This is a genomic window from Thermofilum uzonense, from assembly GCF_000993805.1.
Taxonomy (GTDB): domain Archaea; phylum Thermoproteota; class Thermoprotei; order Thermofilales; family Thermofilaceae; genus Thermofilum; species Thermofilum uzonense.
On the sequence record NZ_CP009961.1, the window covers coordinates 1457454 to 1470671 of the forward strand.

The 13218-nt window shown below is 50.7% G+C and carries 14 protein-coding genes and 2 tRNA genes; 7 read left to right on the forward strand and 9 right to left on the reverse strand.

Annotated features, from left to right (window positions below; all coding sequences use genetic code 11):
* Positions 1-33: 33 nt before the first annotated feature.
* Entirely contained in the window at positions 34-3816 is a 3783-nt protein-coding gene (rgy, locus tag MA03_RS07680) for a reverse gyrase (RefSeq protein ID WP_052884688.1), read from the forward strand.
* Positions 3813-4340: a nicotinamide-nucleotide adenylyltransferase gene (locus MA03_RS07685; RefSeq protein WP_052884689.1), complete on the forward strand. Its 528-nt coding sequence runs from the start codon at positions 3813-3815 to the stop codon at positions 4338-4340. Before rgy ends, MA03_RS07685 begins: the two co-directional genes overlap by 4 nt.
* A 97-nt stretch (positions 4341-4437) precedes the next feature.
* Here MA03_RS07685 and MA03_RS07690 read toward each other — a convergent pair.
* Positions 4438-4531 (reverse strand) — tRNA-Gly (locus tag MA03_RS07690).
* A gap of 120 nt (positions 4532-4651) precedes the next feature.
* On the opposite strand from MA03_RS07690, the gene MA03_RS07695 reads away from it, so the two are divergent.
* Both MA03_RS07695 and MA03_RS07700 read left to right on the forward strand, forming a co-directional pair.
* A complete protein-coding gene (locus tag MA03_RS07695; protein ID WP_052884690.1) occupies positions 4652-4888 on the forward strand; it encodes an Lrp/AsnC family transcriptional regulator in 237 nt (78 codons plus the stop codon).
* A 90-nt stretch (positions 4889-4978) separates the two neighbouring features.
* Positions 4979-5776: a TFIIB-type zinc ribbon-containing protein gene (locus tag MA03_RS07700; RefSeq protein ID WP_191118544.1), complete on the forward strand. Its 798-nt coding sequence runs from the start codon at positions 4979-4981 to the stop codon at positions 5774-5776.
* On the opposite strand, the gene MA03_RS07705 is transcribed toward MA03_RS07700, so the two are convergent.
* Entirely contained in the window at positions 5735-6277 is a 543-nt protein-coding gene (locus tag MA03_RS07705) for a DUF359 domain-containing protein (RefSeq protein ID WP_052884692.1), read from the reverse strand. The genes MA03_RS07700 and MA03_RS07705 overlap by 42 nt on opposite strands.
* Before the next feature lie 87 nt (positions 6278-6364).
* Positions 6365-6467: transfer RNA gene (locus tag MA03_RS07710), tRNA-His, on the reverse strand.
* Positions 6468-6561: 94 nt separating this feature from the next.
* Here MA03_RS07710 and rsmA point away from each other — a divergent pair.
* Entirely contained in the window at positions 6562-7383 is an 822-nt protein-coding gene (gene rsmA / locus MA03_RS07715) for a 16S rRNA (adenine(1518)-N(6)/adenine(1519)-N(6))-dimethyltransferase RsmA (RefSeq protein ID WP_191118545.1), read from the forward strand.
* Here the strand turns inward: rsmA and MA03_RS08835 are convergent.
* Genes MA03_RS08835 through MA03_RS07735 form a run of 5 tightly spaced genes read right to left on the reverse strand, consistent with a single transcriptional unit; the run spans position 7349 to position 10652 of the window.
* A complete protein-coding gene (locus MA03_RS08835) occupies positions 7349-7621 on the reverse strand; it encodes a 50S ribosomal protein L37ae (RefSeq protein WP_191118546.1) in 273 nt (90 codons plus the stop codon). The two genes, rsmA and MA03_RS08835, sit on opposite strands and share 35 nt — an antisense overlap.
* Positions 7622-7666: 45 nt before the next feature.
* Positions 7667-8494: an exosome complex protein Rrp42 gene (rrp42, locus tag MA03_RS07720; RefSeq protein ID WP_052884694.1), complete on the reverse strand. Its 828-nt coding sequence runs from the start codon at positions 8492-8494 to the stop codon at positions 7667-7669.
* The gene (gene rrp41 / locus MA03_RS07725; RefSeq protein WP_052884695.1) at positions 8487-9233 is read right to left on the reverse strand and encodes an exosome complex exonuclease Rrp41; all 747 of its coding nucleotides are present in this window, start codon (positions 9231-9233) and stop codon (positions 8487-8489) included. The genes rrp42 and rrp41 overlap by 8 nt, the downstream gene beginning before the upstream one ends.
* Complete coding sequence (gene rrp4 / locus MA03_RS07730; RefSeq protein ID WP_052884696.1) at positions 9230-9928, reverse strand: exosome complex RNA-binding protein Rrp4; 699 nt, start codon at positions 9926-9928, stop codon at positions 9230-9232. The genes rrp41 and rrp4 overlap by 4 nt, the downstream gene beginning before the upstream one ends.
* 19 nt (positions 9929-9947) lie before the next feature.
* A complete protein-coding gene (locus tag MA03_RS07735) occupies positions 9948-10652 on the reverse strand; it encodes a ribosome assembly factor SBDS (RefSeq protein ID WP_052884697.1) in 705 nt (234 codons plus the stop codon).
* A gap of 121 nt (positions 10653-10773) precedes the next feature.
* Here MA03_RS07735 and psmA point away from each other — a divergent pair, with 121 nt between their 5' ends.
* Positions 10774-11487 (forward strand): archaeal proteasome endopeptidase complex subunit alpha, encoded by a 714-nt coding sequence (gene psmA, locus MA03_RS07740; RefSeq protein ID WP_052884698.1) that lies wholly within the window; start codon positions 10774-10776, stop codon positions 11485-11487.
* On the opposite strand, the gene MA03_RS07745 is transcribed toward psmA, so the two are convergent.
* Positions 11484-12653 (reverse strand): PUA domain-containing protein, encoded by a 1170-nt coding sequence (locus MA03_RS07745; RefSeq protein ID WP_052884699.1) that lies wholly within the window; start codon positions 12651-12653, stop codon positions 11484-11486. The two genes, psmA and MA03_RS07745, sit on opposite strands and share 4 nt — an antisense overlap.
* Positions 12654-12734: 81 nt before the next feature.
* On the opposite strand from MA03_RS07745, the gene rpl7ae reads away from it, so the two are divergent.
* Positions 12735-13115, forward strand: a complete 381-nt coding sequence (rpl7ae, locus tag MA03_RS07750; RefSeq protein ID WP_052884947.1) for a 50S ribosomal protein L7Ae — start codon at positions 12735-12737, stop codon at positions 13113-13115.
* Positions 13116-13218: the final 103 nt, after the last annotated feature.

The following is a 13218-nucleotide window of genomic DNA, read 5'->3' on the forward strand; positions in this document are numbered from 1 at the left end:
CGTTGCACGCTTACTTTTTCTCTTGAGAAAAACGTGGAGGATAACAATATACATGCTATATTCCGCGAGCTCTGCCCTAACTGCGGCGGGCCTGTGACGGATCAGAGGCTGGAGAACAGGCTACCCTGCCAGGTCTGCCTCCCCTCGACTAAAACGCTCCGCGGGGCTCCCGACAACCTCTCCACCCCGGAGTACGTCTCATATATGAAGGATCTTGTTTTACGGCTTGAGAAGAGGGGTCGCGTTGGCAGGTTAGGCGAGGTAGTCAAGCTGGAGGAGGAGCTTTCTAGTTTCATAGATTTCTTCGAGAAGGCTGTGGGTAGTAGGCCCTGGTCTGCCCAGGTCACATGGGCTAGGAGGGTTTTAAAGGGCTCCAGCTTCGCGGTCTTAGCGCCAACCGGAGTCGGGAAGACTGTTTTCGGGCTTACGATGAGCCTCTATCTTGCCTCTAAGGGCGGTAAGGTTTACCTCGTTTTGCCTACCACGACGCTTCTCGGACAGGTCTACGATAAGGCCCTACAGTTCGCCTCGAGGGTGGGCTTTGACCGAGAGAGGATAATGGCTTATCACGGAGGACTCTCACCCAAAGAGAGGGAGGAGGTACTGGACAGGGTGTCTAGGGGTGACTACTCGATTCTTTTAACGACCGCGCAGTTCCTCGCAAGGAACTTCGAGTATCTCAAAGGTGCCAGGTTCGACTTTGTATTCGTGGATGACGTTGACTCTGTTTTGAAGTCCTCGAAGAATATTGACAGGATACTTGTCCTGCTAGGCTTCTCGGAGGAGGAGATCTCGACAGCCTTGGAGCTAGTCACGCTTAGGGCAAGGATGCTGATCATGCAGCGGAACAGGAAGCATGCGGAGAATAATGCTGACGAGCTTGAGAAGCTTCAGTCGAAGCTTGAATCTATGCTTGCTAGGAGCGGGAAGAAAGGTGTCCTCGTCGTGTCGACAGCCACCGGGCGTGCGAGGGGGCAGAGGGTCAAGCTTTTCCGCGAGCTCCTTGGCTTCGAGGTCGGCTCTAGGAGCGAGCAGCTGAGGAATGTTCTAGACGTCTATGCTTTGAGTAGCGAGTTGGATTTAACCGATAAAGCAGTGGAGCTCGTGTCCACTCTGGGACCTGGAGGCCTAGTGTTCTTTCCAATCGGTACACCAGAGGATAAGCTCGCGAAAATGGTCGAGAGGCTTGCGGCAAGGGGATTGAAGGCTGAATACGTTTACGGCAAGGCAAAAAGAAACCTGTTAGAGCGTTTTAGCAGCGGGGAAGTAGGAGTTCTTGTCGGTGTTGCGAGTTACTATGGCCTTCTCGTGAGGGGCTTGGATTTACCCCACGTCGTCAAGTATGCCGTCTTTGTCGGCGTCCCAAGGTTCAAGTTTAGGCTTGTGCCCGAGGAGCTCACGCCGAACAGGCTTTTACAGCTTGCATCGAATCTCGTTTCAATAGTCGAGAAAGGCGATGCCGTGGAGATAAACCGTCTAGTGGCGAACATAAGATCTCGTATTCTCCAGCTTGACGCCTCTCAGTACAGGGCTCTCCAGGAGTTGTACATGCAGGGGGTGACCAATGGGCGTTATGCTTTTCTCGTGAAGAGCTTGCTGAGGCTTCGGGACCTTGTGGTAAAATACCTCTCGGATCCATCAGTGCTGGAGAGGCTATCCGAAGAGACTACAGTAAAGATGTTTAGGGAGGAGGGTCAATACTACGTCATACTGCCCGACGTCTACACTTACCTGCAAGCATCCGGGAGGACTTCCAGGCTTTATGCAGGGGGTATCTCGAAAGGGCTTTCGATAATTCTCGAGAACGACGCTGTGCTCCTAGAGAAATTCTTCAGGGCGATAAGATTCTACACTGGTGAATCACAATGGAAGAAACTCGAGGAGGTAGATCTTGGAAGAACAATGGAGGAGGTCTCGCGTGAACGTGAGGTCATCAAGGCCATAATTGAGGGTAGAGCCTCAGCTGCTCTCGCCAAAGATCTCGTCAAGTCTGTGCTAGTTATTGTCGAGTCACCCACCAAGGCTAAGACAATTGCAAGCTTCTTCGGGAAGCCTAACAGGCGTAGAATGGGGAGTCTCTTCGTATACGAGACCACGACGGGAAATAGGATCCTGCAGATCGTCGCGTCGCAAGGCCACGTGTACGACCTTATAACGTCAACGGAGTTCTTCTTCAAGAACTATTCCCTCAACAAGTACGGCGTGCTGGTTAATCCCGAAAAGAACGCCTTTGTCCCCGTCTTCACTTCTCTGAAAAAGTGTCTGGATTGCGGGCGCCAGTTCACGGACTACAAGGCAGACGGCAACACATACAACGTTGGAGGTAAGGGGTCGACTCTCAAGCGCTGCCCATACTGCGGTAGCGACAGGGTTGTCGACAAGATGGATCTTGTCTTGAAGCTTCAGGACCTCGCCTACGAGGTGGATGAAGTTCTCCTGGCTACCGACCCGGACACCGAGGGAGAGAAGATTGCCTGGGACATCTACGTTACTTTGAAGCCCTTCACACGCGTCTTGAGGAGGATAGAGTTCCACGAGATAACGCGTAAGGCCTTTCAGGAGGCTCTCGATAACCCACGCGACGTCAATATGAACCTTGTGAAGTCCCAGTTTGTCCGTAGGATCGAGGATCGCTGGGTTGGCTTCGCGCTCAGCAAAAAGCTCCAGGAGAACTTCGGGATGACGTGGCTCTCTGCAGGACGTGTCCAAACCCCAGTTCTGGGATGGGTTATCGATAGGTACAGGGAGTCCATGAAGAGCGTTAGACCCGTGTTCAAGGTAGTTCTAGAAAACAACGTTTACCTCATAATAGAGGATGTTCAACTTGACGGCAAGCGTCCGAGCATTGTAGCCAAGGCGCTTCAAGGGAGCGAGGTCATCGTTGAAGAAAAGGCTACCGAGGAGAAGCTCCTAAACCCGCCACCACCCTACACCACGGACACAATGCTGCGCGACGCGAACGAGTTGCTTGGTATGAGTGCGGACGTCGCCATGAGGGTGGCACAGCAGCTCTTCGAAAGCGGCTTGATAACCTATCACAGGACGGATAGCACAAGGGTGTCAGACGCAGGTATAAACGTGGCTAGGACGTATATCTCGGAGAAGTTTGGATCGGAGATGTTCACTGCCAGGAGGTGGGGGGCTGAGGGGGCCCACGAGTGTATTCGTCCCACGAGGCCCATCGACGCCGAGACGCTGTCTCTCCAGATTCAGCAGGGGGTGATCCAGCTCCCGATCCAGCTAACGCGTCAACACTTCGCACTGTACAGGCTGATATTTTCAAGGTTTATGGCTAGCCAGATGATGCCCGCCCGCGTCAAGGAGAAGGTTGTGGAGGTAAAGTCGGAGTACTTCGCAAAGGAGTACCGGTTTGTTGCCGGGGTCGTTGAGGAGGGGTTTCTGAAGGTTCAGCCTCTACGCCAGGCGTTCAGACTGGAGCCGGGGAGGTACAGGGTCGTCGACGTAGACTATAAGAGAAGGCCTTTGATTCCGCTCTACTCCCAGGCTGACATTGTGGGCCTCATGAAGGAGAAGAACATAGGCAGGCCGTCGACTTACGCTGAAATCATAAGAAAGCTTTTCGCGCGCAACTACGTTATAGAAGTCAAGGGTGGGAAGCTTGTTCCAACCAATCTCGGTCAACGCGTGTACCAGTTCCTCTACGATAACTTCAGGGACTACATATCAGAGGACACGACGAAGAACATCCTAGAGCGGATGGATGAGGTTGAGAAAGGAGAGCGTGACTATAGGGACGTCCTGAAAGAGTTTTACGGAGAGTTGTTGAAGATCGAAGAGACAAGGTGCCGAGTATGAATGGACGTGCATTCTATATAGGGCGCTTCCAACCATTCCATTTGGGCCACCTTAACGCTTTGAAATGGATTCTCTCGCGTGAAAAAGAGGTAATCATAGGCATAGGCAGCGCACAACAAAGCTTCGAGCCGAAAAACCCGTTCACGGCTGGAGAACGCGCCCTCATGATATGGGAGGCGCTCAAACAGGAAAACCTGTTGGAGCGGGCCTTAATAGTTATGGTGCCGGACACGTACTCTGAACACTCGAAGTGGATATGCAACATTAGGACGTACGCTCCGACCTTCGACACCGCATACACCAACGACGAGCTTTCACGACTACTATTAGAGGAGGCCGGCTACCAAGTGTCGCCCATACCATTCTTCGACAGAGAGAAGTATTCCGGGACTTCCATAAGGCTTCTTATGGCTCGAGGCATGCAGTGGCGAGACCTCGTCCCCCAAGCAACAGCCAAGGTAATCGACGCTATAAACGGAGAGCAAAGGGTTCAAAGGATATATAGGCTCCACGGCATTGTCTAACTGCCAGCTGTGGACTGGGGCTGGCTCCCTAAACTCATTCTCAACGCCTGAGTCACAATCCTGAGCATTTCTTTCCGAGAACTTTTCCGAGAGAAGGTGCGGCCGCCGGGATTTGAACCCGGGTTCTCCGCGCGTGCAGGGCGCTCTGCGGCGTGGAAGGCCGCCATCCTTCCAGACTAGACCACGGCCGCACCAGAATTGTAGAGGACTACTTAATTCATATATTTTTCTCTATTCCTGGACGATGAACTGCATCCTGAGACCGTTCGAAAAGTGACAACTTTAAAAACATGGACTCACCATATAAATCGATGACGGCTACTGCTTACGTTCTTATTAATTGTGACATAGGCAAGGAGAGAGCTGTTTTAGAAGAGCTACGGAAGGTTCCAGGCGTTATAGAGGCCAACCTCCTTTACGGCGTCTATGATATAATAGTCAAGATATCGGGAAAGGATGAGCGCGAGGTTCGCGAGACGGTTTTAACGAAGATTAGGCTTCTCCCGGGCGTCAAGCGAACCCTGACGATGCCGGTCGTAGAGGTCTAGGTTGGGAAAAGTTTTTATTAGTGTTTTTAGAGCCCTCCCCCCGACGTTAAGCCTTCACCGCATATAACAGTGTTTTCTAGGTCTCAACACATGCGATGCAGCGAGTGCGGTGGATTAGTGGTTTTTGACCCGAGGGGGCATTATGTTTGTACGTCCTGCGGTAAGGTTATACAGCAGGGCTTCGATGATACAGTTCGATTCTCTGAGGGCTCCCAGGCTCGAAAGGCCGTTTTAAAGCTGGATCCACGCTTGAAACAGCTTAACGATGTAGTCACGGGACGTTTTTCTACAGGCCATGCCTGGAGAATACTATCCGCGGTCTCACTGGACTTCAACTTGACCCATGAGACACGTACACGTATCATTGAAGAATACGAGATCTTGTTGAGACGTGCCGCTAAGAACGGGTTGAGGATCTGGAAGAAGTCGGCGCTCCTAGCTTTTCTTGTATATTTTGAGGTCAAGCGGTCGAGGCCCAGGACGGGATTAAGGGAGGTTGTAAAGGTCTTTCGGCTACGCGGCTTTAAGCTCAGTACAGGAGACTTGATACACATAATACCGGTTGTCCGCGCGCTGGGCTTTCTTCATGACGGGTGGGACGGCGAGTTGGAAGAGCTTCTAGAGAAGGTTGCCGCAATAGCTCCAAGGGAGGAAGTCAGAAGGCATGTTAGATTAATACTTGGCCGCATTAGACGCTTCTCGACGGGTAGGAGTAGGCGAAATGTTCTAGCCGCGGTTATAGCTGTCGTATTGAATCGGCTAGATGTTAGGTTGAATCTTTATTTTATCTCAAAGGCACTAGGAATACCCTATAGTTCTTTGCGTGCCAATGTAGCGCTGGTAGAGTCACTCCTTCTCGAAACTGGTCTCGAGCAATACGTTGGCTAGCCTCTTAAAGAATTCTGTACAGGGTAACAGGCACAAGAAGCCTTTCCAGTGACCATATATAACCCAGCTTTCATTAAGGGGGCACTCTTTTAGCGCAACGAGTGATAAAAGATCCTCTTCACCATCCACATATACTATGCTCTTTCTATCCTTCTTTGCCTCCTCAATTGCACTTTTAATAGCCTCTATGCATTCTTGAGAAATCGTACCTGGGTCATTAACGCAATTATAGGAGTTCGCCGCGACAACACCTTGAATGCGCATGCTGCGTCTAGTCTTACCGTCTACCACAGCCACATCGCTACGCCCGTAAGCGGCAAAGTTGTAAGAGACGACGTCGCCAACCGTGATGAGTAAGGGCTCAGGACCGCAAAGCCCCAAATCCTTGATAAGCTGGATGGAAAAGCGGATGGACTCCGGCGGCTCTCTGAATACAAGGAAGCCCCAACCATAAGAAAGCGCTTGGCGTGCCTCATTTTTCAAGACCAGCCTTGTATTCACAAAAACCTAAGGGAGGAAGCATCATGATAAGCTTTGTTGAAGGGATCAAGGGTTGGCTCGAAAATTGTATTGGGGTAAACCTGGGAGGGCCCGGACCGGGATTTGAACCCGGGTTCACTGGCTCTCTGCGCGCTGCCTGTGGGTTCGCGCTCCACAGGCCAGCGTGTTATCCAGGCTACACCATCCGGGCCCCTGTTAACCGGATTTTTAGGAAAATTTATGGTTTTCGGGTTTTCCCGACGGCACGTTTTAATCTATATGCATGATTTGAACCCGGGTTGTTGGTGGTGGAGTGCCTTAGGAGGGCGTACTCTCTAAGATTTCGTAAACAACTAGGGCAACACATGCTCGTCGATGAGAGGTTTGCCTCGATGTTTGCAGAGGTCGTGGATGAGGGTAGCGTTGTGTACGAGATAGGCTGCGGGCTCGGAAGCTTGACTTTGCCTTTATCGAGGGTCGCAAGCTACGTTTTTTGTAGCGAGATTGACCCCTCACTCGTAAAACTTCTCAAGGAATGTAGAGGGGGGATGGGGAAAGTAGATGTTGTTCTAACGGATGCAGTCTTCTTTACAACTAGTAAAAGTAGACACGTTGTCGTCTCGAATACTCCCTTTTATCTCTCCTCAAGAATTATAGCAATGCTTTGCCGTGACGCCTCCCTGGTTTACGCGGTTCTAGGTATTCAGAGAGAGGTGGGTGAGAGAATGCTTGCCCCTCCCGGAACAAGTATTTATGGAAGGCTCTCCATACTTACACAGCTATGCTTCTCAGTCGAGAAACTATTCACGATACCACGTGAAGCCTACAAGCCCAGGCCTCACGTTGAGACCGTTGTGGTGAAGCTGATACCCCGGAAGGAGCTCTCACCTGAAAGCATTGAAGCCGTTGAGTCCTTCACAAGATCAGTATTCCCTTATAGGAGAAAGAAACTCTCGACGGGTATAGTTCTGGGATATGGGCTTAAAAAGGAAGAGGTGCGCAGGATCTTGAGCGAGTCGGGTGTAGATCCGGATAAAAGGGTAGACGAGATTTCGCCCGACGAAGCTTTAAGCTTAGCACTAAAATTTTCTCTTACAAGCCGAGGGCTTTCAACTCCTCGGGGGTGAAGGTTCTACCTGACTCGGTTCGCGGGAGGTATGCTCCGCCCGCAAATGTGTAGCCACACTTCTTGCAGGACCATATCCCGATGCTAATCCTCCTCAGACTTCCCACTGTTTGGCACCTTGGGCATCTATGCTTGGCCTTCATCTTGCTCTCAATGGCAGCCGTTTTTTTGCGCAGTGTAGCGCCATAGCGCGCACCAAACCTCCCAGCTCTTCCAACGATTTTTGTATGCTTACCCATAAAGCATCGCCTTTTAGGGTTCAATCCCGCTGAATATATTTTTTATCATTGCTCCTGACTACTAATCGGAGGCAGCTTTTCGAACAGCTTCTTCGATACCTCTATCGCCATGTCTCTGGCTCGAAGCAACTCGCTTGGCTTTATAGAGCCGTCACCGCTCTTTTGGATAGCGGAGATCTTCCCGTCTTCTGTTACACCGAATGTTATTTTTGCATCACAGACGAGCTCCTCTTCTAGGCTGGGGTCGACGACCATATAATCCCCGATTTTTGCCAGGGTTACGTAGACTATCCTACTACGCACAGGCAAGGGGACTTTCTCCTCTAGGATTGTTATCCTCCCGTTTTCAACCGTGGTCTTAGGCATTTTAGAGTTGAGCAGGGCGCTCATCGCGGCTAGACCAGCAGCGTCGAGAATATTGCCCGCGTGGTCGAGAGGATATATGTCTACGAAGACAGCCCAAACTTTGGAGCCTGGAATGATAGAAAGTTTCTGCATGTCTATAACCTCGGCACTTCTAAGGCCACGGTCAACAACCCTAGCAAGCTCTATGTCCTCCTCTCCTGGAGGGCCAGGCTCGAAGAAGGGTGAAGCTAAGGGTGAAAGCTCCGCATTGACTATCAGGACTCCTTCGTCTGGAGTGTCCCCGAAGGGGGAGCTTAGACCTAGCTTGACGCCTGCAATCACCCTAGTTTCACCGAGTTGTACGAGTGCGGAGCCCTCAGCCTTGCCTATTATCCCCGTCTGAATGGTAATTTGTCTGACTTCCTCGGGACTTCTCCCGTCGAGTCTTTCTCCCTTCCTGAGCGATGCTAGTAGAAGCTCTTTTTTAATTACAGGTAGCACTCGAAGCCTAGAAGCTTCATCACTCACTCTCAGTCACCTCTTGCCTAATCGACTCATACTTGCTTTTTAACGCTTTCACCTGTTCCTCGTATATTCTCTTGATCGGCTTGGAGACCATGGATAATGCCCTTTCTATCTCCTCAGGGGTGAAGACTCCATCCGCCTGTATCAGAGTAACTTCTCCTAGCTTTGGCATCATGGCTATAGGCATGTCCCCGTCTCCGTGTTGATCCTCGAGACCATTAATGTCGAGAACCAGTATGTCCCCTATTTTTCCCACGGCTATAGCTGCTACGAGGTCTCTCATCGCTATTCCAGCGTCTGCAAGGGCTACGGCTGCCGCGATTATACTGGCTGTTCTGGTTCCCCCGTCCGCCTCGAGGATGTTGATAAACACGTCTATCGTCGTCCTGGGGTATTCGTTGAGGAATATGGCGGGGGTCAAGGCCTCCCGTATGACCTTTGAGAGTTCTATCTCGCGTCGGGAAGGCTGCGGGCTCTTCCTCTCAGCGACGCTGAATGGAAGCATCGAATATTTGCAGCGGAGTATGGCTCTGTCGCTTAGAGCCTCATGGCGCGGAGTTACCTCTCGAGGTCCATATACGGCGGCTATAACCTTGTTATTGCCGAGCTCCACATAGGCTGAGCCGTCAGCGTTTCTAAGAACCCCGGCCTCTATTTTCAACGGTCTCATCTCGTCAGGCAATCGCCCATCGCTTCTCCTTCCGTTCTCGTCTAGCAGTTTCACGTTTTTATTCCTCGTCATTCTCCCAGCCTCTCCTTTATAAACTCCTTAATCCTATCCGTCAAGCCCGATATATGAGCTTCTGCGTCTATCTTCTTTATAACCAGGACAGCTATCTCCTCCTTCAAGGGGTCACTACCTACCACAACAACCCTGCCGTTTTGACCGACTATGAGTTGAACCCCGAGCATCTCCTCAATCATAGAGATCATAGACCCCTTCTTACCGATTATCCGTGCGACCTTCTGAGGACTGATCTCCACCAGTGACCCCCTCGGGATTTTACCCAGCTTTGACTCCCTAATACTGACTACCGGGTCCTTTGTGAAGTCAAAGGAGACTATCTTAGCGAGTATCAAGTCGCCCTCATCGAGGATTCTTGCAAGCTCGTTGCGGGAGATGTTGACAGGCTTGGAGGTCACCTCGCTCACGGGAAGAACGGCAGTGTAGGGAGAGTTGATGTCGACAACCCAGTTAGTAAAACCCACCTCCACGATTTTCCCGATGACCTTGTGGCCCTCAACGGGTATATATTTTCCTTTAAGAGGAATTATCCGTGCGACCTTTCTCTCCTCGTCAACGTACACTACCCCTAGTACCTTAGAGAAGAATTTCTTGTTTACGCGGTAGACATGTCCTTCAATGCTCACCTTTCCCGCCTCGCCTACAGGCTCACCTGGGACTACTATCTGCCTATCCTTAACGTAGAGGTTCACCTCAAACCACCCCTGCCAGCTACACCTGTTCAGTTCTGAGCAGTTTTACATCTCCTTGCCCCTTGGTAAGGCTCGAAACGGTTTCGATTACAGAGGACTGCATTCCGGCAGGAACCTCTAGTTCCACGTTGAGCGAGCCATCCGTGGCGTAGCTCTCCCGTAGGACTTTCCCTATTTTTTGTAATGCGCCGTAAGCCTTGCCGACGTAGGGCGCGGGAATATGCACGGCTAGAATGGCTCTTGCGACCTTTAGGGGTAAGATCATCTTTAGGCTCTTCAGAATATCGTTTACCTGCGCTTCGACGGGCTTGAATGGGTCTATGCTCACCTTAGCTTCTTCGAGGGCTAGCTCAATCCTCTTAGGCGGTATAGGCGTATTTGTCCTAGGATCTATCGTGTTTCTTGACAGAAACTCTATTATCTGTCGCCTCTTCGCCTCTATGAGCTCACGCCTCTGCTCAGCCGTTAAGAGCAGTTCACCCTTTTTTATGATATTCTCAGCGATAACGTAGGGGTCGGTGGTTCCGAAGAACTTCTTCAAGTCGGTCTCAGATGCTTTCAATCCTTGTTTTGCATCACTGTAGATGAACTCGCCCTCGATAATTTCTCGGATATTGACCTTTTCACCGTTCTTCATGGCCCAGGCCTTCTCGGCGTCAACGAAAACCTCAAACCTTTTCCCGCCCTTTTCGAGCCTCGCGATACTTAGCTTTTTCTTGGACATTTTTAACACACCTAACCTTCACACTCATCACATTAAATTAAACATTTGCCACTAGTACTCGGTTGGAGCTTTGTAACGCAAGAATTATTAACTGCACTAATTGAATATACACGGTGTTTCCATGTTTCCTGCTGCACCAATGGCGGGATACGATAGAGCCATTACGATCTTCAGCCCTGAAGGTAGGCTATACCAAGTCGAATACGCATATGAGGCCGTCAAGAGAGGGATGACAGCGTTAGGCGTGAAAGCTGTTGATGGCGTGGTTCTGGCAGTAGAGAAGAGGAGTGCCTCCCCCCTCGTAGAAGGCACTGAGAAAATTAAAATGATAGATCAACACGTGGGTGTAGCCTTTGCAGGCCTCTTCGGTGACGCCCGCGTCCTCATAGACCAGGCCCGAATCTATGCTCAGAGCCATCGCCTCGTATACGGCGAGCCGGTACCGATCGAGCTACTTGTCAAGAGGATATGTGATATCAAGCAGATGTATACCCAGCACGGTGGCGTTAGACCTTTCGGTGTGGCTTTCCTATTCGCCGGGGTAGACAGGAAAGGCGTGCATCTAATCCAGACTGACCCCGGAGGAACCTACTTGAGATGTAAGGCAAGGGCGATTGGCACGGGGGCTCAGAAGGCAATAGACCTGTTTACAAGGGAATACACCGACAATATAAAGATCGATCAAGCAATACTGCTGGCGCTCAGGGCACTTAAAGAGTCGATGGAGGACGGTTTTACGGCGGAAAACATTGAGCTCGCTAAGATCGACGTCTATGATAGAACCTTCAAAATCTTCTCAACTAGTGAAGTGCAGGACTTCATATCTAAGCTTTAACCGCTTTCTCCATTTTTCCTTAAAACTGATATAAAGAAACCAGGCGTATCATTCACCACAGGGTCAAATACCGCTCCCTCTATTCCAAGATAGGGGGTGCGCAGTTTAAGAGGTGTATTAACGCGGAGGGTCTTGAAGCCCAGCTTCGAGGTAGCATATAATACGTTGAACTCGTTCTCGTGGGGCGTCAAAGTGCACGTCGTATATAAGAGGAGCCCGCCCCGTCTTAAGACCCTCCACGCCTCTGAGAGGAATTGACGCTGGTATTCAGCCAGCTGGTAGACATCCTTCTCCTCTCGCGTGTAGATAAGCTTGGGTCGTATTCCTAGAGTTGTACAAGGGGGATCCAGGATAACCGCGTCTACGCTATTCACGCCAAGCACCTCAGATATATACCTCGAATCGTAGAGGAGCGGCCTTACGGAACGGAGCCCTAGTCTCCTAGCATTCTCCTCGATCGCCCTAACCTTGTTTTCACTCCTATCGACAGCTATTACCTCGCCTGAATCCTCCATTAGTGTAGCTGCATGTGTAGCCTTACCGCCGGGAGACGCACACATATCGAGAACCGTCCAGCCGGGCTTGGGTGCGAGAGCTTTAACGGCTACAATGCTCGGCAAGGACTGGTGGTATATCACACCCTCCCTGAAGAAGGGGTGTTCACGTAGTGATACTATTCTGAAAACGGAGTTCGTCGTTCTCACCGCTAGCCCCCTCCTCTCACGAAATATTTCAGGGGGACTCATCTCGAGAACGCCCTCTGCAACCACTGTACCATCTGGAGAAGTTACAGTCACGTAGTCTCCTTTATCAGCATTTACAACTTTATGGACTCCGGGAGCGTACACGTTTGCCCCCACGTAAACGCTCTCAGCTGTTTTCCAGTCTATGATAACTCGTCCCCGGTGTATGTTGACATCAAATGGGCCTTTCACATGCGTGTAGATAGCCTCGCGAACCTGTGGATGATTATATACCTCATAGCCCTCCTCCCGTAATATGTACGCTACCTCTGAGGGGTCGGCTTTCAAAGTATTTACTCTCATGAAATATCTCGAGCCCGGGGTTCTCAAGCTCTCCTCGAGCTCCCTGACGTATTCTCGGCTATAGAACTTGCCGAGATAACTCCTCATACTCTCCCGGAATAGTCCTGTAGAGGTCTTCATGTTGCCTTGTTCACTATTAAGCAAAGATTTATAAAGACAGGGCATGTTGTGTGAGGGGTAGATGAGCGAAAGGTGAGCGATATGTCCAAGAAGCCGTTTTATGTAAAGTTTGAAGTTCCAGGAGAGCTTGCCGAGAAAGCCTACAACGCTCTTTCAGCGGCACGGGAAAAAGGAAAGATAAAGAAAGGTGTAAACGAGACAACCAAAGCCATCGAGAGAGGACAGGCAGTACTAGTACTCATTGCGGAGGATGTCGATCCCCCCGAGATAGTTGCACACCTCCCTCTCCTCTGTGAGGAGAAGAAGGTACCCTACGTCTATGTCCCCTCCAAGGAAAGACTGGGGAAGGCTGCGGGCATCAATGTAGCAGCGTCTGCAGCAGCTATAATTGAACCCGGCGATGCGAAGGCACTCGTCGACGAGGTAGTGCAGCATGTTAACAAGCTTAAGGTCTCCGCTTAAGGATTTCGAGGGTGCATCTTTACCCTTCATTAATATTCTGGGTTGTTTTTCCTTTTTCCCAAGTAACCAAAAAAATTTAAATGGTCAAAGTCTTCTGGACGAG